Origin of the sequence: Streptomyces sp. NPDC050610, assembly GCF_040654875.1 — a bacterium.
GTDB lineage: Bacteria > Actinomycetota > Actinomycetes > Streptomycetales > Streptomycetaceae > Streptomyces.
The window spans coordinates 352,418-370,899 of the sequence record NZ_JBFAIV010000002.1; the positions used below are offsets into that span (position 1 = coordinate 352,418).

The 18,482-nt window shown below is 71.3% G+C and carries 15 protein-coding genes; 12 read left to right on the forward strand and 3 right to left on the reverse strand.

Features of this window, described 5'->3' with window-relative positions; all coding sequences use genetic code 11:
* Positions 1–43: 43 nt before the first annotated feature.
* Positions 44–1,570, reverse strand: a complete 1,527-nt coding sequence (locus AB0I22_RS03855) for a ricin-type beta-trefoil lectin domain protein (protein ID WP_363128985.1) — start codon at positions 1,568–1,570, stop codon at positions 44–46.
* A 108-nt stretch (positions 1,571–1,678) separates the two neighbouring features.
* Between AB0I22_RS03855 and AB0I22_RS03860 the strand changes: the two genes are divergently transcribed.
* From AB0I22_RS03860 to AB0I22_RS03880, 5 genes are all read left to right on the forward strand, one after another.
* Positions 1,679–3,103, forward strand: a complete 1,425-nt coding sequence (locus tag AB0I22_RS03860; RefSeq protein WP_363128986.1) for a class II fumarate hydratase — start codon at positions 1,679–1,681, stop codon at positions 3,101–3,103.
* Between the two features lie 76 nt (positions 3,104–3,179).
* Positions 3,180–3,866, forward strand: coding sequence for a DUF402 domain-containing protein (locus AB0I22_RS03865; protein ID WP_363128987.1), 687 nt, complete (start codon positions 3,180–3,182; stop codon positions 3,864–3,866).
* A gap of 158 nt (positions 3,867–4,024) precedes the next feature.
* A complete protein-coding gene (locus AB0I22_RS03870; RefSeq protein ID WP_363128988.1) occupies positions 4,025–4,699 on the forward strand; it encodes a class I SAM-dependent methyltransferase in 675 nt (224 codons plus the stop codon).
* Positions 4,700–4,756: 57 nt separating this feature from the next.
* Positions 4,757–6,967, forward strand: a complete 2,211-nt coding sequence (locus tag AB0I22_RS03875) for a SpoIIE family protein phosphatase (RefSeq protein WP_363128989.1) — start codon at positions 4,757–4,759, stop codon at positions 6,965–6,967.
* Between the two features lie 128 nt (positions 6,968–7,095).
* Positions 7,096–8,562 carry a catalase gene (locus AB0I22_RS03880; protein ID WP_363128990.1) on the forward strand — a complete coding sequence of 489 codons (1,467 nt, stop codon included), beginning with the start codon at positions 7,096–7,098 and terminating at the stop codon, positions 8,560–8,562.
* Between the two features lie 91 nt (positions 8,563–8,653).
* On the opposite strand, the gene AB0I22_RS03885 is transcribed toward AB0I22_RS03880, so the two are convergent.
* Positions 8,654–10,900 carry a transglycosylase domain-containing protein gene (locus tag AB0I22_RS03885; protein ID WP_363128991.1) on the reverse strand — a complete coding sequence of 749 codons (2,247 nt, stop codon included), beginning with the start codon at positions 10,898–10,900 and terminating at the stop codon, positions 8,654–8,656.
* A gap of 240 nt (positions 10,901–11,140) precedes the next feature.
* Between AB0I22_RS03885 and AB0I22_RS03890 the strand changes: the two genes are divergently transcribed.
* From AB0I22_RS03890 to AB0I22_RS03910, 5 genes are all read left to right on the forward strand, one after another.
* On the forward strand, positions 11,141–12,100 hold the full coding sequence (locus AB0I22_RS03890) for an SPFH domain-containing protein (protein WP_363128992.1): 960 nt from the start codon (positions 11,141–11,143) through the stop codon (positions 12,098–12,100).
* Positions 12,097–12,372: a hypothetical protein gene (locus tag AB0I22_RS03895; protein WP_363128993.1), complete on the forward strand. Its 276-nt coding sequence runs from the start codon at positions 12,097–12,099 to the stop codon at positions 12,370–12,372. Before AB0I22_RS03890 ends, AB0I22_RS03895 begins: the two co-directional genes overlap by 4 nt.
* A 101-nt stretch (positions 12,373–12,473) precedes the next feature.
* Complete coding sequence (locus AB0I22_RS03900; RefSeq protein WP_363128994.1) at positions 12,474–12,998, forward strand: PadR family transcriptional regulator; 525 nt, start codon at positions 12,474–12,476, stop codon at positions 12,996–12,998.
* Positions 12,995–13,681 carry an ABC transporter ATP-binding protein gene (locus AB0I22_RS03905; RefSeq protein ID WP_363128995.1) on the forward strand — a complete coding sequence of 229 codons (687 nt, stop codon included), beginning with the start codon at positions 12,995–12,997 and terminating at the stop codon, positions 13,679–13,681. The genes AB0I22_RS03900 and AB0I22_RS03905 overlap by 4 nt, the downstream gene beginning before the upstream one ends.
* A 95-nt stretch (positions 13,682–13,776) precedes the next feature.
* Positions 13,777–16,098 (forward strand): FtsX-like permease family protein, encoded by a 2,322-nt coding sequence (locus AB0I22_RS03910; RefSeq protein ID WP_363129103.1) that lies wholly within the window; start codon positions 13,777–13,779, stop codon positions 16,096–16,098.
* Between the two features lie 156 nt (positions 16,099–16,254).
* On the opposite strand, the gene AB0I22_RS03915 is transcribed toward AB0I22_RS03910, so the two are convergent.
* The gene (locus tag AB0I22_RS03915; protein ID WP_363128996.1) at positions 16,255–17,211 is read right to left on the reverse strand and encodes a LysR substrate-binding domain-containing protein; all 957 of its coding nucleotides are present in this window, start codon (positions 17,209–17,211) and stop codon (positions 16,255–16,257) included.
* A gap of 134 nt (positions 17,212–17,345) precedes the next feature.
* On the opposite strand from AB0I22_RS03915, the gene AB0I22_RS03920 reads away from it, so the two are divergent.
* Both AB0I22_RS03920 and AB0I22_RS03925 read left to right on the forward strand, forming a co-directional pair.
* Complete coding sequence (locus AB0I22_RS03920; protein ID WP_363128997.1) at positions 17,346–17,900, forward strand: peroxiredoxin; 555 nt, start codon at positions 17,346–17,348, stop codon at positions 17,898–17,900.
* A gap of 6 nt (positions 17,901–17,906) precedes the next feature.
* Positions 17,907–18,440, forward strand: a complete 534-nt coding sequence (locus tag AB0I22_RS03925) for an alkyl hydroperoxide reductase (protein WP_363128998.1) — start codon at positions 17,907–17,909, stop codon at positions 18,438–18,440.
* The last annotated feature ends 42 nt before the right edge of the window (positions 18,441–18,482 follow it).

Here is an 18,482-nt window from a genome sequence, read left to right on the forward strand (position 1 = left end):
CGCGCGTTCGACGCGGTGAGCCGGGGGTGCCCGATACGGACCGCTACACGAACCTCTGGTTCGCCGATCCGTCGCACTTCTGGAGCCGCAGCGGGTCCTTGGCCGCCGCGAGGGTCAGGCACAGTCCGGGCGCCGCGGCCGGCCGGATGGCGCCCGCGGACTCGGTGAACTTCTGGTTCCCCTCGCCGTGGCAGTTCCACAGCACCAGCGCGGCCCCGGCGTCGTACTTCCCGCCGGGCACGTCCAGGCAGCGGTCCTGCGTCAGCGCGGTGTGGACCGAGCCGCGCTCGGCGTCGTACCACCAGCTCTGGTTGCGCTGCCCGGCGCAGTCCCAGCCGCCGACCGCGGTGTTGTCGCGGCTGCTCGCGCCGTACGCGTCGACGCAGGTGCCGGTGGCCGCGTTCTTCAGCGGCCGGTACGCGTCGTCCCAGGCGCCCTTGTAGAGCTTCGGCTTGCCCGTGGAGGCCGGGTCCGTGCAGCCCGCTTCCCGCCAGCCGGAGTCGTAGAGCTGGGTGAGGCAGGACGCGAAGGCGCCGTGCCCGCGCGCGTTGGGGTGGAAGGACTGCCGGACCGAGTTGGAGTCCGGCGGGAAGGGGTTGGCGAGGTCGACGTAGAGCCCGCGCGCCCAGGTGTCCTCCATGCAGACCTCGTGGCCGTGGAAGAGCCGCGAGTTGTCCAGGTAGACGGCGCCGGTGTCCTGGGCGGCCTTGCGCATGCCGCGCCCGAAGGCGGGGACGGCGGTGTCGCGGCCCCAGGCGGCGTCGGAGGTGTAGCCGGTGCAGCCGCCCGGGAGCTTGCCCGGGTAGCGCGGGTTGTCCTCGACGTCCGGGCCGATGGGGCTGGGGTAGCCCATGACGACGAGTTTGTAGTCGCCGTCGGCGTAACCCGCGTTCGTCATGGTGGTGCGCAGGTCCCGTACGGTCTTCTCGACCTTGGGCACCAGGCCGTCGACGCGGGCCTGCCAGCCCGGCTGGTACTTGGGCTCGCAGGCGCCCTGGAGGGTGAACCAGCGGACGACGCAGTCGGTCATGACGGGGCCGAACTGGAGGTCGTCGTTGGCGCCGGCGACCAGCAGCACCATCTTGATCTTCGTGTTGCGGGCCTTGATCGCGAGGCTGTCGCTCTGCACCAGTTCGTCGGGGTACTGCTTGGCCCCGCCGATGACGATGTTCCCGGTGTACGCGCCCGAGCAGGAGACGTTGTACGTGACGTCGGCCGGGATGCCGGTGCGGTGGATGGCCGAGTCGGGTGAGCGGTGGCACCAGTTGTCGGGCCCGTTGGTGCCGGGTTCGTACGTGCCGACGCCCTCGCCGGAGATCTCGCTGTCGCCGAGCGAGATGAGCGAGGACTTGCGCTGGTCCAGGGGGCGCTCGGCGGGATCGCCGTACAGCTTGGCGGCCTCGGCCGCGCGGATCTTCTCCAGGTCCGGCGGCAGGGGGGCGGCGGCCGGGGTGCGGGCGGGCGCGGCCTGGGCGGTGGGGGCGGTCGCCGCCATCCCGCCCAGCGCCGCCGCGAGCGCGGCGACGGCCGCGACGGCACACCTCGTCCTGGGTCTGCTGCGGTGTTGCATGGAGCCTCCCCGGTTTCAGTTGTTGCCTCCGGTATTTACTGGCAAGTAGTGGTGTTTGGGAACACCGCGAACCAGACAAACGCTCTTCTTCACAGGAGGTGGCTGACGATGGCCGACCAAGGCAGTGGCACTCCCCGCGACGAGCACGGGAGCACCTACCGGATCGAGCACGACTCCATGGGCGAGGTGCGGGTGCCCGCGCACGCCAAGTGGCGGGCGCAGACCCAGCGCGCCGTGGAGAACTTCCCCATCAGCGGAGCGCACCTGGAGCGGGCCCATATCGAGGCGCTGGCCCGTATCAAGGCCGCCGCCGCCCAGGTCAACGCCGAGTTGGGGGTGGTGGACCGAGAGGTGGCGGACGCCGTCGCGGCCGCCGCGGACGAGGTCGCGGAGGGCCGCTGGGACGACCACTTCCCGGTGGACGTCTTCCAGACGGGCTCCGGCACCTCGTCCAACATGAACGCCAACGAGGTCATCGCGACGCTGGCCGCCGAGCGGCTCGGCCGCGACGTGCACCCCAACGACCATGTCAACGCCAGCCAGTCCTCCAACGACGTCTTCCCCTCCTCCATCCACATCGCCGCGACCGCCGCGGTCACCCGCGATCTGATCCCCGCGCTGGACCATCTCGCCGAGTCGCTGGAGCGCAAGGCAGAGGAGTTCGCGGAGGTCGTCAAGTCGGGCCGTACGCACCTGATGGACGCGACCCCGGTCACGCTCGGCCAGGAGTTCGGCGGCTACGCGGCCCAGGTCCGCTACGGCGTGGAGCGGCTGCGCGCCGCCCTGCCCCGGCTGGCGGAACTGCCGCTCGGCGGCACCGCGGTGGGCACCGGCATCAACACCCCGCCCGGCTTCTCCGCCGCCGTGATCGCGGAGGTCGCCCGGGCCAGCGGGCTGCCGCTGACGGAGGCCCGCAACCACTTCGAGGCGCAGGGCGCGCGCGACGGGCTGGTCGAGGCCAGCGGCCAGTTGCGGACCGTCGCGGTGGGCCTCACCAAGATCTCCAACGATCTGCGCTGGATGGCCTCGGGCCCGCGCACGGGGTTGGCCGAGATCGCACTGCCCGACCTCCAGCCCGGCTCGTCGATCATGCCGGGGAAGGTCAATCCGGTCATCCCGGAGGCGGTGCTGATGGTGGCCGCACAGGTGGCCGGCAACGATCTGACCGTCGCCACGGCGGGCGCCGCCGGGAACTTCGAGCTCAATGTGATGCTCCCGGTGATCGCCAAGAACTTCCTGGAGTCCGTGCGGCTGCTCGCCAACGCCTCGCGGCTACTGGCCGACCGCACCGTCGACGGGATCACCGCGAACGCGGAGCGGGCCCGCGAGTACGCCGAGTCGTCGCCGTCCGTGGTGACCCCGCTCAACCGGTACATCGGGTACGAGGAGGCGGCGAAGGTCGCCAAGAAGTCCCTCGCCGAGCGGAAGACGATCCGCGAAGTGGTGCTCGAAGGCGGCTATGTGGACCGCGGGCTGCTGACCCTCGAACAGCTCGACGAGGCCCTTGACGTGCTGCGCATGACCCGGCCGTAGCCGCCGCGCGGGGGCCGGGACGCGCGTGCCGCACAGATCACGGCCGCTCGACGGGGGCGGCACCTAAGATCTGTGCATGACAGCGGACACGATGGAGACGACGGGAACGGCAGAGACCGCGCACTGGGCGCCGGGGGATCACATCCTGTGGCGCTACCGCGACAACGCCTGCGATCGCATCCACATCTGCCGCCCCGTCACCGTCGTGCGGGACACCGACGAGCTGCTGGCGGTGTGGATGGCGCCCGGCACGGACTGCGTCAAGCCCCTGCTCGCCGACGGTACGCCGGTCCATCGCGAGCCGCTGGCCACGCGCTACACCAAGCCGCGGACGACGACGCGCTCGCGCTGGTTCGGCACCGGGGTGCTCAAGCTCGCCCGGCCGGGCGAGCCGTGGTCGGTCTGGCTGTTCTGGGAGCGCGGCTGGCGCTTCAAGGACTGGTACGTGAACCTTGAGGAGCCGCTCGCCCGCTGGGCCGGGGGTGTCGACTCCGAGGACCATTTCCTCGACATCTCGGTCTACCCGGACCGCAGTTGGGAATGGAAGGACGAGGACGAGTTCGAACAGGCGCAGCGGGTCGGCCTGATGTCACCGGCCAAGGCGGACCGGGTACGGGCCGCGGGGCGCTCGGCGATCAAGGTGATCCACGACTGGGGCCCTCCGTTCTCGGCGGGCTGGGAGGGCTGGCGGCCGGACCCGGCGTGGGCCGTGCCGGAGCTCCCGGCAGACTGGGACCGCACCCCGGCGCGCGTCCGGGCGTGAGCCTCTTGCTGCGTCCCCGCACGGCAACCGTAGGATCGTCCTCCGGAACCCCGTACGGGAGTGAAGAACACGTGCGAGCACGGGCAACTCTCGAACGGTGCACGGTATTTGACGAGCGGTCGAAAAGGGCCATAAGCGGTCACAGAAGGGGCGGAGCCGTGAGCGGTGACGACAACCAGGGGTATGACGGATATGCCCGCGCGGGGCTGGACCGCACCGGCCAGGCCGAGGCGTTCGACGCGATCGGCGACCGCTACGACGACGCCTTCCCGCACAAGGACGGGCAGCTCACGGCGGGCGACTGGCTGGCGTCGGCGCTGCCGCCCGGCTCCCGCGTCCTCGACCTCGGCTGCGGTACGGGCCTGCCCACGGCCCGCCGGCTGAGCGAGGCCGGGCACGAGGTGGTCGGCGTCGACATCTCCCCCGGCATCCTCAAGCTGGCGCGCGACAACGTGCCGGGCGCCGAATTCCACCTGGCCGACATCGCCGAGCTGCGGGACGGGCGGCTCGGCTCCTTCGACGGCATCGCGGCGTTCTTCACGCTGCTGATGCTGCCCCGCCCCGAGATCCCGCACGCACTGCGGATGCTGCACGGGATGCTGCGCCCCGAGGGGCTGCTGGCGCTCGGCATGGTGGAAGCCGACGTGAACGATTTTTCCATTCCGTTCCTCGGCAACACCATCCGGGTATCCGGTTACCTGCGGGACGAATTGCGCCGAGTCGTGCGGGATGCGGGTTTCGATGTCGTCGGGGAGGACTCGCACGCCTACGCCCCGGCCAGCACGGATGTACCCCCCGAGATCCAGCTCTTCCTCAATCTGCGACGCGCCTGACACTCGGTGCGCCCGCGGCGAATGGGCGTACGGCCCCGGACGGATGGAACCTCACGCGTGACGGAGCACCCGACCTCCCACGAAGCACGGCAGCCCGCCGCCTCCGGCGCGAGCGCGGGCCCGGACGACGCGCACAGCGCGGTCCCGGACCCCCGCGCCGCGCTGCCGCCGTCCGCCGCCCCGGCGCCGGAGACCGGCCGGCCGCGGCGCGCCGACGGCTGCCCGGACGGCACGGCCCAGGCGGCGCACGGCGCCGACGGCCACGCCGCGAGCGGCGCGTCCAGGGGCGCCCGCCCCGACGAGGACCAAGGCCCCGGGACCGGCGCCCCGGTCCCCGTGCCGGGCGACCGTACGTCCCCGCCGCAGCGCCGTCCGGACGAGCCGGGCCGCGGCGCGGCCGGGCACGCGGAGCATCCGGCCGGGCACGAGGCGGCCCGCTCGGGCGGCGCGCACGCCGACGCGGCCGGGCCGCCGCCCGCGCCGCCGGCCGGCGGCCGCCCGCTCGCCGAGGTGGGCGGGCCCCGCGGCCCGCGCGAGGGCCGGCCCACCGCCAGCGGCACCGGCGGCGAGCGGCTGCGGTTCGTGGGGGCCGCGACGCGCCGCATCGCGCGCGGCATCGACCTCGACGAGATCGTGCTCGGGCTCTGCCGGGCGACGGTGCCGACCTTCGCGGACGCGATCCTCGTCTATCTGCGCGACCCGCTGCCGGTGGGCGACGAGCGCCCCGTGGACCCGGTCGTGCTGCGGCTGCGGCGCACCGACCGGATACCCGAGGAGGCCGACACCGACGGCGTACGGCTGCCGCTGCTGCCCCCGCAGCCGGACCTGAGCCCTGTGCTCGCGGGCGGCGCCACCGAGCGCTGCGAGGTGGTCATGGGCGGCCCGCTGGCCGAGGTGCTGCGCGGCGTACGGCCCGTGTTCGGCGACTCCACGGCGGCGCGGGCCGCGCTGCCGGAGCTGCTGGGCGACGCCCGCCGGGTGCCGGACGGGCATCGTACGATCCTCGCGCCGCTGCGCGGCCGCCGCCGGGTGATCGGCGCGGCCGTGTTCGTACGGCGCCCGGAGCGGCCCGCCTTCGAGAGCGACGACCTGCTGGTCGCGGCGCAGCTGGCCACGCACACCGCGCTGGGCGTGGACAAGGCCGTGCTGTACGGGCGCGAGGTCTACATCGCGGACGAGTTGCAGCGCACCATGCTGCCGGACTCCCTGCCGCAGCCGACGGGCGTCCGGCTCGCCAGCCGCTATCTGCCGGCCGCCGAGACGGCGCGGGTCGGCGGCGACTGGTACGACGCGATCCCGCTGCCCGGAAACCGGGTGGCCCTGGTCGTCGGCGATGTCATGGGCCACTCCATGACCTCCGCGGCGATCATGGGCCAGCTGCGCACCACCGCGCAGACCCTGGCCGGGCTGGATCTGCCGCCGCAGGAGGTGCTGCACCACCTCGACGAGCAGGCGCAGCGGCTGGGCACCGACCGCATGGCCACCTGCCTGTACGCGGTCTACGACCCGGTCGCGCACCGCATCGTGATCGCCAACGCCGGTCATCCGCCGCCGCTGCTGCTGCACCGCGGCGGGCGCGCGGAGGTGCTGCGGGTACCGCCGGGCGCACCGATCGGCGTAGGCGGCGTGGACTTCGAGGCGGTCGAGTTGGACGCCCCGGCGGGCGCGACGCTGCTGCTGTACACGGACGGGCTCGTCGAGTCGCGCATCCGGGACGTGTGGACGGGCATCGAGCAGCTGCGGGAGCGGCTGACCGAGACGGCCCGGCTGACCGGCCCGAATCCGCCGCCGCTGGAGCCGCTCTGCGACGAGGTGCTGGGGATGCTCGGCCCGGGCGACCGGGACGACGACATCGCGCTGCTGGCGGCCCGGTTCGACGGGATCGCGCCGAGCGATGTGGCGTACTGGTTCCTGGACCCGCGCGCCCAGACGGCGGGCCAGGCACGCCGCCTCGCCCGCCGGGCGCTGGCGCGCTGGGGCCTGGAGGAGCTGACGGACTCGGTGGAGCTGCTGGTCAGCGAGGTGGTCACGAACGCCGTGCGGTACGCGGAGCGGCCGATCACGCTGCGGCTGCTGCGTACGGACGTCCTGCGCTGCGAGGTGGGCGACGATGTGCCGCAGCTGCCGAGGCTGCGGCAGGCGCGGCCTTCGGACGAGGGCGGCCGGGGGCTGTATCTGGTCAACAGGATGGCGCGGCGGTGGGGTGCGACGCGGCTGAGCGCGGGGAAAGTGGTCTGGTTCGAGCTCCCCATACCGGCGGGTGTCTAGAATTCTCCCGTGTACGGACTTGGACGCAGTCCAAGCTGTTGCCGACATGCCGTCGGCGGAGTTGACTGCTTGGGTGGACTCAGCACCACGCCACCACGTTCCCCGCGCACCCTATGGAGGCGCTCCGAATGACCGACTCCGCGCCCAAGGCCCCGTACACGACGAACAACGTCGGCATCCCGGTGGAGAGCGACGAGCACTCGCTGACCATCGCCGGCGAAACCGGTCCGATTCTGCTCCAGGACCACTACCTGATCGAGAAGATGGCCCAGTTCAACCGCGAACGGGTCCCCGAGCGGGTGGTGCACGCCAAGGGCAGCGGGGCGTACGGGACCTTCGAGGTCACCAATGACGTCAGCCAGTTCACCAAGGCGGACCTCTTCCAGCCGGGCAGGCGCACCGAGATGCTGGCCCGCTTCTCCACCGTCGCGGGCGAGCAGGGCAGCCCGGACACCTGGCGCGACCCCCGCGGCTTCGCGCTGAAGTTCTACACCGAGCACGGCAACTACGACCTGGTGGGCAACAACACGCCGGTGTTCTTCGTCAAGGACCCGATGAAATTCCAGGATTTCATCCGGTCCCAGAAGCGCCGCCTCGACAGCGGGCTGCGCGACCACGACATGCAGTGGGACTTCTGGACGCTCTCCCCCGAGTCGGCGCACATGGTCACCTGGCTGATGGGCGACCGCGGCATCCCGAAGAGCTACCGCCACATGAACGGCTACAGCTCCCACACGTACATGTGGGTCAACGGCGGCGGCGAGCGGTTCTGGATCAAGTACCACATCAAGACCGACCAGGGCATCGAGTTCTACACCCAGGAGGAGGCCGACCACCTCGCGGGCGCGGACGCCGATGTGCACCGGCGGGACCTGTTCGACGCGATCGCGGGCGGCAACGCGCCCTCATGGACGATGTACGTCCAGGTCATGCCGTTCGAGGACGCGGCGGACTACCGCTTCAACCCCTTCGACCTGACCAAGGTGTGGCCGCACAGCGACTACCCGCTGATCGAGGTCGGCCGGATGACGCTGGACCGCAACCCGGAGGATTTCTTCATCCACATCGAGCAGGCCGCGTTCGAGCCCTCGAACCTGGTGCCGGGCATCGGCCCGTCCCCGGACAAGATGCTGCTGGGCCGCCTCTTCTCGTACCCGGACACCCACCGGTACCGGATCGGCCCCAACTACACGCAGCTGCCGCCCAACCGGCCGCACGCGCCCGTCAACTCCTACTCCAAGGACGGCCCGATGCGCTACGTGCCGTCCAACGTGTCGGCCCCGTACGCGCCGAACTCCAAGGGCGGCCCCGACGCGGACACCGGGACCTACGGCGATCCGGCGGGCTGGGCGGCGGCGGGCGAGATGGTCCGCGAGGCGTACCGGCAGCACCGCGAGGACGACGACTGGACCCAGCCGGGCACCATGGTCCGCGAGGTCCTCGACGACGCGCAGCGCGAGCGGCTCGCCGACAACATCGCCGGGCACATCAAGGACGGCGTCAGCAAGCCGGTGGCCGAGCGCGCCTTCCAGTACTGGCACAACGTCGACAAGGCGCTCGGCGACCGCGTCGCGAGCAAGGTCAACGGCGGCTGAGGAACGGCTGTACGCCCCGTGCGGGCGCGGGCCGCCGGACAGCGAACCGGGCCCCGCCGATCCACTTGGATCGGCGGGGCCCGGCGCGTTCTCAGAGACCCCAGCCGTCGTCGTCGTCACCCGGCCTGCCACCACCGGTCGGCGACGTCGGCGGCGGTACGGACGGCGTCCACGGCGGCGGCGTGTGGTGGGTCGGCGGCGGCGACGTCTGGCTGTGGGTCGGCGGCGGCGACTGACTGTGCGTCGGCGGCGGCGTCGTCGCCGTGTGGCTCGGCGGCGCGGGCGTGGTCTGCGTCGAGGGGGGCGGCGCCGTCGGGGACGTGGGCGGCGGGGAATCCAGCGCCGAGCCCTCCGCCAGGTCGAACTTGGACGGCGACTCGCCGCTCAGCGCCTGCTTGGTGTACGCGGCCCAGATGTTGGCCGGGAGGTCGCCGCCGTTGATGCGCTTCTTGCCCAAGGTGCCCCCAAGGGTCACCTGCTTGCCGCCCTCGCCCTCGCCGAACATGCCGACCGAGGTGACGAGGTCGGGCGTGTAGCCGGTGAACCAGGCCGACTTGTTGTCGTCGGAGGTACCGGTCTTGCCCGCCACCTGCTGGTCCGCGTTCTGCACGGCGGAGCCCGTACCGTCGTCGACCACACCGGTCAGGACATGGGTGACGGAGTCGGCGGTATCGCGCGGAATGACCTGTTCCCCGATCGAGTCCTTGATCTCGGCCTTGCCGCCTATCTGGTTCGTCGCGGACTTGACGATCGTCGGCGTGACCTTCTTGCCGTGGTGGTCGAGCGTCGCGTAGATGCCGGCCATCTCCACCGGGCTCGCGCCCATCACGCCGAGCGACATGGCGGGCCGTACGTCGAAGCCGCCCGCCTTGGGGCTCATGCCCATGTCGATGGCGGTCTGCTTGACCTTTTCGAGGCCGACGTCCACCGCCATCTGCGCGAAGACGGAGTTGACGGAGTTGTTCATCGCCTTCTGGACGTTGATCTGGCCGTAGTCCGTCTTGTCCTCGTTGGGCGGTGCGAACGCCGTCGTACTGCCCTTGACCGGCCGGCCGCTGGTCCCGTCATAGATGGTGTTGGCGTTGATCGGCAGGCCGTCCTGCGTCTTGGCGCCGTCCTTGAGCGCCGCGGCGAGGATGAGCGGCTTGAAGGTGGAGGCCGGCTGGTAGTCCTCGCGGGTGGCGTTGCTCGTGTAGTGCTTGAAGTAGTCCGACCCGCCGTAGATCGCGAGGAGCCTGCCGGTCTTCGGATCGACGGAGGCCGCGCCGACCTGCGCGTCCCGGTCGGCCTTGCGCTTCTTGAGGTCGAGCTTGTCGAGGACCTCGCCCTCGACGGCCGCCTTCAGCGCCTTCTGCTTCTTCGGGTCGATGTTGAGCGTGATGGTCCAGCCGCCCGCGGCCAGCTCCTGGTCCGAGATGCCGGACCTGCGCAGCTCGTCGTCGGCCGCCTTCACCAGATAGCCGGTCTGGCCCGAGAGCCCGGGCTCGGGCTTGGGCTTGATCGGCTGCGGGAACTTCATCTTGTCCCGCTTGGCCTTGTCGAGCCAGCCCTTCTCGACCATCTTGTTCAGGGAGTCGTTCCAGCGCCCCAGCGCGAGCTTCTTGCCCACCGGGCCGGCGACCGCCATGTCGTACTGGCTCGGCGCCTGGAGCAGCGCGGCCAGATAGGCGCCTTCCTCGATGGAGAGCTTGCCGACGTCCTTGCCGTAGTACGCGCGGGCGGCGGCCTGGATGCCGTAGGCATTGCGCCCGTAGAAGCTGGTGTTCAGATACCCGGCGAGGATCTCGTTCTTGTCCTTCTCGCGGTCGACCTTGAGGGAGATGATCAGTTCCTTCACCTTGCGGGTGACGGTCTGCTCCTGGCCCAGGTAGTAGTTCTTGACGTACTGCTGGGTGATGGTCGAACCACCCTGCTTGCCTCGCCCCAGCAGGGTGTTGAGGACGCCTCGGGTGGTGCCCTTGATGTCGACGCCGTCGTCGTCGTAGAAGTTCTTGTTCTCGACGGCCACGAAGGCGCGCTGGACGTCCCGCGGGATCTTCGAGAGCGGTACGGACTCACGGTTGGTGGCACCCTTTCGGGCCAGCACCGCACCGTTGCTCAGCTTGTAGACGTTGCTCTGCTCCTTGGCCGCGGGATTGCCCCCCGCCGGCACGTCCACGTACCAGTAGAGCCCGATGGCGCCGCCCACGATGAGCGCGCACACAGCCACGAAGTAGGCGAGCAGCTTCTTCCAGGTGAAAAAGCGGCGTATTCCGCCTTTTTTACCGTTCCTGCCCGCCTTGCCCTTTGCTCTGCGGGCGCCCTTCTTTTGCGCCTTCCGCGCTTCCGCTCGGCCCATCGCTCCCGTAGCTCCAGTCTGTCCGCCCCCAAACCCGGCTCAAGAAACTAACACCGCATCTGTCACCAAAAGCTCATGGAGGGAGCCTCTACCACACGTGACATACAGCACGCGTCCCGCTGGAACCGTAGTCGTCCCAGATTCATACACCTGTACCAGGGTGTAAAGTGATATCAGTTTGCTAGATACGGACGGACCGTCCGCACCGCTGTAACACCACGTCAGAAACGGGGGACCACCATGTCCACAGCCGACACCGCACCCGCCGAGGGGCCCGCAGACGCCGAGGGTCCGGCGATGCCCGCACCCCGGGTCCGCGAGACCCCGGCGCACGACATCAACGGCGGACTCGGTCTGCTGCTCAGCGTCGTCGGCGTACTCGTCGGCATCGCGCTCGCCATCAGCGGCGGCGCCATGGCGTCCGGCGGCCACCAGGCGCTCGGCGTGCCGCTGGTCGTCGTCGGCATCGCGCTCCTGGTCGGCTCGCTGTTCGCCATGCGGGGCGTGAACATGGTGGCGCCCGGCGAGGCCCGCGTCGTCCAGCTCTTCGGCCGCTACCGCGGCACCATCCGCACCGACGGCCTCCGCTGGGTCAACCCGTTCACCAGCCGGGAGAAGATCTCGACCCGCGTGCGCAACCACGAGACCGCGGTGCTCAAGGTGAACGACGCCTACGGCAACCCGATCGAGCTCGCCGCGGTCGTCGTCTGGCGGGTGGAGGACACCGCGCAGGCGATGTTCGAGGTCGACGACTTCCTCGAATTCGTCGCCACCCAGACCGAGGCCGCCGTCCGCCACATCGCCATCGAGTACCCCTATGACGCCCACGACGAGGACGGCCTCTCGCTCCGCGGCAACGCCGAGGAGATCACCGAGAAGCTCGCCGTCGAGCTGAGCGCCCGCGTCGAGGCGGCCGGCGTGCACATCATCGAGTCGCGCTTCACCCACCTCGCGTACGCGCCGGAAATCGCCTCCGCGATGCTCCAGCGCCAGCAGGCGGGCGCGGTCGTGGCCGCCCGCCGGCAGATCGTGGAGGGCGCGGTCGGCATGGTCGAGGAGGCTCTGGGCCGCATCAGCGACCAGGGGATCGTCGAGCTCGACGAGGAGCGAAAAGCGGCCATGGTCAGCAACCTCATGGTGGTGCTGTGCGGCGACCGCGCCGCACAGCCCGTCCTGAACACGGGCTCGCTCTACCAGTGACCGGCCAGACCCCCGAGCGGCGGCCGCGGCAGCGCAAGCAGGTGCTGCTGCGGCTCGACCCGCTGGTGCACGACGCGCTGGCACGCTGGGCGGGCGACGAACTGCGCAGCACCAACGCGCAGATCGAGTTCCTGCTGCGCAAGGCGCTCGCGGACGCGGGACGGCTGCCCGGCGGCACGGGCGCGCTGCCGCGCCGCGGCCGGCCGCCGAAGCAGGACCGGGGGGCGGGCGGCGAGGAGGAGGCTCCCCCGCCGCCCGCCCCCGGTTCGTAGCCCCGCCCGCCCCGCCCCCTAAAAACACTCCTGACCTGCGAGAACGCCCCCCCATTCCCAACTATGCACTCAAGGTATACACGTGGTGTAGAGTGCTCCGCATGTCAATCGGCCTCACCCTGCTCGGGCTCCTGGAGTCCGGCCCACGCCACGGTTACGACCTCAAGCGCGCCTTCGACGAGCGCTTCGGCCAGAGCCGCCCGCTCCACTACGGCCAGGTCTACTCGACGATGTCGCGCCTCCTGAAGAACGGCCTCGTCGAGGTCGACGGCATAGAGCACGGCAGCGGCCCCGACCGGAAGCGCTACGCCATCACCGAGGCGGGCGTGACCGACGTCGCCCAGTGGCTCTCCCAGCCCGAGGCCCCCGAGCCGTACCTCCAGTCGACCCTCTACACCAAGGTCGTCCTGGCGCTGCTGACCGGCCGCGACGCCAACGACCTGCTGGACGTGCAGCGCTCCGAACACCTGCGCCTGATGCGCGAACTGACCCAGCAGAAGCGCACCGGCGAGCTGGTCGACCAGCTCATCTGCGACCACGCCCTCTTCCACCTCGAAGCCGATCTGAGGTGGCTGGAACTGACCGCTGCCCGGCTCGGCCAGCTCGCCAAGGAGGTACGGCCGTGACCCCCGCCGGCGCCCTGCTCTCCGCCCACGACCTGCGCAAGGCGTACGGGCCCACGCCCGCCCTCGACGGCGCGGACTTCTCCATCCACCCGGGCGAGGTCGTCGCCGTCATGGGCCCCTCGGGCTCCGGCAAGTCGACGCTGCTGCACTGCCTCGCCGGCATCGTCCGGCCCGACTCGGGCTCCGTCCGCTTCGACGGCCGCGAGCTGTCGGCCATGGGGGACGCCGAGCGCAGCGCGCTGCGCCGCGGCGAGTTCGGCTTCGTCTTCCAGTTCGGCCAGCTCGTGCCCGAGCTGACCTGCGTCGAGAACGTCGCCCTGCCGCTGCGGCTGACCGGCGTGAAGCGCAAGACCGCCGAGGCCCGCGCGCTGGAGTGGATGGAGCGGTTGGAGGTCGCCGAGGTCGGCGCGAAGCGGCCCGGTCAGGTCTCCGGCGGCCAGGGGCAGCGCGTCGCCGTCGCCCGCTCGCTGGTCACCTCGCCGCGCGTGCTCTTCGCCGACGAACCGACCGGCGCGCTGGACTCGCTCAACGGCGAGCGCGTGATGGAGCTGTTCACGCAGGCCGCCCGCGAGTCCCGGGCCGCCGTCGTGCTGGTCACCCATGAGGCGCGGGTCGCCGCGTACTCGGACCGCGAGGTCGTCGTGCGCGACGGCAAGGCCCGCGACATGGCGGGTGCCCGGTGACCCTCCTCGACGACGTGGCGGCCGACCGGGACGGCGCCCGCCGGCCCCCGGGCAAACCGCCCGGCGGGCTCGCCGCCTGGGCCCGCGACCTCATGATGGGCGTCCGCTTCGCCGCGGGCGGCGGACGCCAGGGCTGGATACGTACGACCCTGACCGCCGTCGGCGTCGGGCTGGGCGTGGCCCTGCTGCTGGGCGCCTCCTCCATACCCAGCCTCCTCGACGCCCGCAACCAGCGCGGGGAGAACCGCTACATCTCCTTCCCGGACGGGGAGCTGCACCCCTCCGACCACTCCTTCGTCTACGTGACCAACAGGAGCGCCTTCCGCGACGACGAGATCAACGGCGTCCTGCTCCAGCCCGACGGAGCCCGCCCGCCCGCGCCGCCCGGCGTCGCGAAGATGCCCGGCTCCGGCGAGATGGTCGTCTCCCCCGCCCTGCGCGACCTGCTGCACGAGCCCGGGAGCGGGCTGCTGCGGGAGCGGCTGAAGAACTACAAGGTCGTCGGCACCATCGGCGACCAGGGCGTGGTGGGGCCCAGCGAACTCGTCTACTACGCCGGCAGCGACAACCTCGGCTCCAACGAAAGGGGCATACGCACCGACCACTTCGGCGGCGAGAAGGGGTACGGCGACACCAGGCCGATGGACGCGAAGCTCGTACTCGTGATCATCGTGGCCTGCGTGGTGCTGCTGATGCCGGTGGCCGTCTTCATCGCCACGGCGGTGCGGTTCGGCGGCGAACAGCGCGACCGGCGGCTCGCCGCGCTGCGGCTGGTCGGCGCCGACCGGCGGATGACACGGCGGATCGCCGCCGGGGAAGCGCTCTTCGGCTCGCTCCTAGGCCTGATCCTGGGCGCCGCGTTCTTCCTGCTCGGGCGGGAACTCATCGGCTCGGTCACGATCTGGGACATCAACGTCTTCCCGGCCGACGTGACCCCCGTGCCCTGGCTCGCCGCGGTCGTCGTGCTGGCCATTCCGGCGTCCGCCGTCGCCGTCACGCTCTTCGCGCTGCGCGGCATCAGCATCGAGCCGCTCGGCGTGGTGCGCGGCACCGGCGAGCGACGGCGGCGGCTGCTGTGGCGGCTGGCCGTCCTGGTCCTGGGCCTCGCGCTGCTCCTGCCGTTGGCCGGCAGCCTCGACGGGAGCGGCGGGCAGGTCAAGACGGCCCAGGTCGCCACGGGCGCGGCGCTGATGCTGCTCGCTCTCACCCTGCTCCTGCCCTGGCTGGTGGAGGCCGTGGTGGGACGGCTGCGGGGCGGCCCGGTCGCCTGGCAGCTCGCCACTCGGCGGCTCCAGCTCAGCAGCGGCACGGCGGCGCGCGCGGTCAGCGGCATCACCGTGGCGGTGGCGGGCACCATCGCGCTCCAGATGCTCTTCTCCGGCGTGCAGGGCGACTTCCGCAAGGCGACGGGCATGGACAGCGAGCGCGCTCAGCTCTACGCCGACACGAACACGGACGACCCCGCCACGGCGCGCAAGGTGCTCGACGAGTTCCGGACCACCAAGGGCGTGGCCGACGTCATCGGCACCATCGAGGCGAACGTGGAGCGGGCGGGGCCGCTGCGCAAGGGGGAGGAGTTCAAGCCCAGCGAGACGCTGATGGTCGGCGACTGCCCGACGCTGCGGCAGATCGCGCGGTCGACCGGGGGCTGCGAGGACGGCGACGTCTTCCTGGTGCGGGGGGACCGGAGCCCGGACCCGGGCGGCGAGCTGGCGAAGCCCGGCGCGAAGCTCGACCTGCGGCCGACCGAGGAGGGGAAGAAGCCGTCGTCGGTCAAGACGTGGACCGTGCCGAAGTCGGCGCGGACCCTCCAGGCGCGCACCGACCCCCGGGGGGACCGGCAGTCGGGGATCTACGCGACCCCTTCGGCCCTGCGCGTCTCCGACCTGCTGGCCCCCGCCCTGCGGATGACCATCCGGGTCGACCCGCGGCAGCCGGACGCGACCGACTACGTCCGTAACACGGCGGCGCGGATCGACCCGACGATGTTCGTGCGGTCCATCGAGAACTACCGCAACGACAAGCGGTTCAACACCGTCAGCACCGGGCTGTACCTGGCCGCGGGGGCGACGATGCTGCTGATCGCGGCCAGCATGCTGGTCTCCATGCTGGAGCAGCTGCGCGAACGCAGGCGCCTGCTGTCCGTGCTCGTGGCCTTCGGCACCCGGCGCACCACGATGGCCTGGTCCGTGCTGTGGCAGACGGCGGTCCCGGTGGTGCTGGGCCTGGCCCTGGCCATCGTGGGCGGCCTGGGCCTGGGGGTGGTGCTGATGCGGATGCTCAACCGCTCGGCGGCCGACTGGCTGGTGTTCCTGCCCCTGACCGGCGTCGGCGCCGCCGTGATCCTGGTGGTGACGCTGATCAGCCTGCCACCGCTGTGGCGGATGATGCGCCCGGACGGGCTCCGTACGGAGTGACGACGGTACGTACGGAGTGACTGAGGCATCCGCCTGACGGCCCCCGCCCGGCCTCCGCCCCCGCCCTCGACGGCCGGCTCACGAACGAGCCGCGGCGTCGTGGCCGGCGGCGGGGCCGGGCGGTACGGCCGCCGCCCCTGAGAGCCCTACGGTCCGTCAGGCCGCTATCCGCACCGGCAGTTCGCGCAGGGCCTCGCGCAGCGCCGCCGCCAGTTCCTCGAACTCCCCCTGCCGCGCGGCCCCCGAGCGCATGACCAGCGCGATCCGCCGGGACGGCGCCGGGTCCGCGAAGCAGCCCGTGGTGAGCTGGTCGTTGCGATCGGTCTCCACGCGCAGCGCCGTGCGCGGCAGCAGCGTCACGCCGAGCCCGCCTCCGACGAGCTGGACCAGCGTGGCGAGGCCCGCGGCGCTGGTGGTGACGGCCGCGCCTGCCGTGCGGCCCGCCTCCCGGCAGACGTCGAGGGCCTGGTCGCGCAGGCAGTGGCCCTCGTCGAGGAGGAGCAGGTCGAGTTCCTTGAGCGCCTCGCGGGGGATGTCGCCGCGCCCGGCGAGCCAGTGTTCGTGCGGCATGACGAGCACGAAGTCCTCGTCGAAGAGCGGGAGCTCGGTGGTGCCCGGCGCGCCGAGCGGCACCGCGAGGAGCAGCAGATCGAGCCGGCCGTGGCCGAGCCCGTCGAGGAGGGAGGCGGTCTGCTCCTCGTGGACCTGGAGGTCGAGCGCGGGATAGGCGTCGTGGATCAGGCGGAGTACGGTCGGCAGCAGGTACGGCGCGACGGTGGGGATCACGCCGAGCCGCAGCGGCCCGGTGAAGGGCGCGCGCGCCGCGTCCGCCTCTTCGAGCAGCGCGCCGACGGCGTCGAGCACGGTACGGGCCCGGGCCGCGAGCCGCTCGCCCGCCGGACTGAGCAGCACCTTGCGGGTCGTACGCTCAAGGAGCTGCACCCCGAGCGTCTCCTCCAGCGCGGCGACCGCGCCGGAGAGGGCGGGCTGGCTCATGCCGATGTCGGCCGCGGCGTCGCGGAAGTGCAGGTGCTCGGCGACGGCGGCGAAGGCCCGGAGCTGGGCGAGGCTGGGCTGCCGGGGTCTGGTTCCCGGCGTCGTGGACGCTGTCACTGATAACTACCTCCGATCAACAACACACAGTCTAGCTATTTCACTGATCAATACCTCGTGTGGCACTGTGGCTCTCGTCCAACCCTCAGGAAACTCCCGCAATGGGTTTCCTCAGCAAGTCTGAAGGAGAGCGCGTGCTCACTGTCGGTGACAAGTTCCCCGAGTTCGACCTGACCGCCTGCGTGGACCTCGATGCGGACAAGGCGTTCGCGCAGATCGACCAGAAGACCTACGAGGGCAAGTGGAAGGTCGTCTTCTTCTGGCCGAAGGACTTCACCTTCGTGTGCCCCACCGAGATCGCCGCGTTCGGCAAGCTGAACGACGAGTTCGCCGACCGCGACGCGCAGATCCTCGGCGTCTCCGGCGACTCCGAGTTCGTGCACCACGCCTGGCGCAAGGACCACGCCGACCTGCGTGACCTGCCCTTCCCGATGCTCGCCGACTCCAAGCACGACCTCATGCGCGACTGTGGCGTCGAGGGCGAGGACGGCTTCGCGCAGCGCGCCGTCTTCATCGTGGACCCGAACAACGAGATCCAGTTCACCATGGTGACCGCCGGTTCCGTGGGCCGTAACCCCAAGGAGGTCCTGCGGGTCCTCGACGCGCTCCAGACGGACGAGCTCTGCCCGTGCAACTGGAGCAAGGGCGAGGACACCCTCGACCCGGTCGCGCTGCTCGCGGGCGAGTGACCAGGAATGGCACTCGATGAACTGAAGTCCGCCGTACCGGACTTCGCCAAGGACCTGAAGCTGAACCTCGGTTCGGTGATCGGCAACTCCGAGCTGCCCAAGCAGCAGCTGTGGGGCACGGTGCTCGCCTGCGCCATCGCCTCGCGCTCGCCGCGCGTGCTCAAGGAGCTGGAGCCGGAGGCCAAGGCCAACCTCTCCCCCGAGGCGTACACCGCGGCCAAGTCGGCCGCCGCCATCATGGCGATGAACAACGTCTACTACCGGACCCGGCACCTGCTGTCGGACCCGGAGTACGGCAACCTGCGCGCGGGCCTGCGGATGAACGTCATCGGCAATCCGGGCGTGGAGAAGGCCGACTTCGAGCTCTGGTCGCTCGCGGTCTCCGCGATCAACGGCTGCGGCATGTGCCTCGACTCGCACGAGCAGGTGCTCCGCAAGGCCGGCGTCGACCGCGAGACGATCCAGGAGGCGTTCAAGATCGCCGCCGTCCTGCAGGCCGTCGGCGCCACGCTCGACTCCGAGGCCGTGCTCGGCGGCTGACGGGCCGCGTACAGCACCACGTCGAAGAGCGAGGGGCGGTCC

Coding starts and splice junctions, on each gene's coding strand:
- AB0I22_RS03890 (WP_363128992.1), top strand. CDS start 11,141: ATGTCCACAGCCGACACCGCACCCGCCGAGGGGCCCGCAGACGCCGAG.
- AB0I22_RS03860 (WP_363128986.1), top strand. CDS start 1,679: ATGGCCGACCAAGGCAGTGGCACTCCCCGCGACGAGCACGGGAGCACC.
- AB0I22_RS03885 (WP_363128991.1), bottom strand. CDS start 10,900: ATGGGCCGAGCGGAAGCGCGGAAGGCGCAAAAGAAGGGCGCCCGCAGA.
- AB0I22_RS03880 (WP_363128990.1), top strand. CDS start 7,096: ATGACCGACTCCGCGCCCAAGGCCCCGTACACGACGAACAACGTCGGC.
- AB0I22_RS03855 (WP_363128985.1), bottom strand. CDS start 1,570: ATGCAACACCGCAGCAGACCCAGGACGAGGTGTGCCGTCGCGGCCGTC.
- AB0I22_RS03925 (WP_363128998.1), top strand. CDS start 17,907: ATGGCACTCGATGAACTGAAGTCCGCCGTACCGGACTTCGCCAAGGAC.
- AB0I22_RS03910 (WP_363129103.1), top strand. CDS start 13,777: ATGGGCGTCCGCTTCGCCGCGGGCGGCGGACGCCAGGGCTGGATACGT.
- AB0I22_RS03900 (WP_363128994.1), top strand. CDS start 12,474: ATGTCAATCGGCCTCACCCTGCTCGGGCTCCTGGAGTCCGGCCCACGC.
- AB0I22_RS03865 (WP_363128987.1), top strand. CDS start 3,180: ATGACAGCGGACACGATGGAGACGACGGGAACGGCAGAGACCGCGCAC.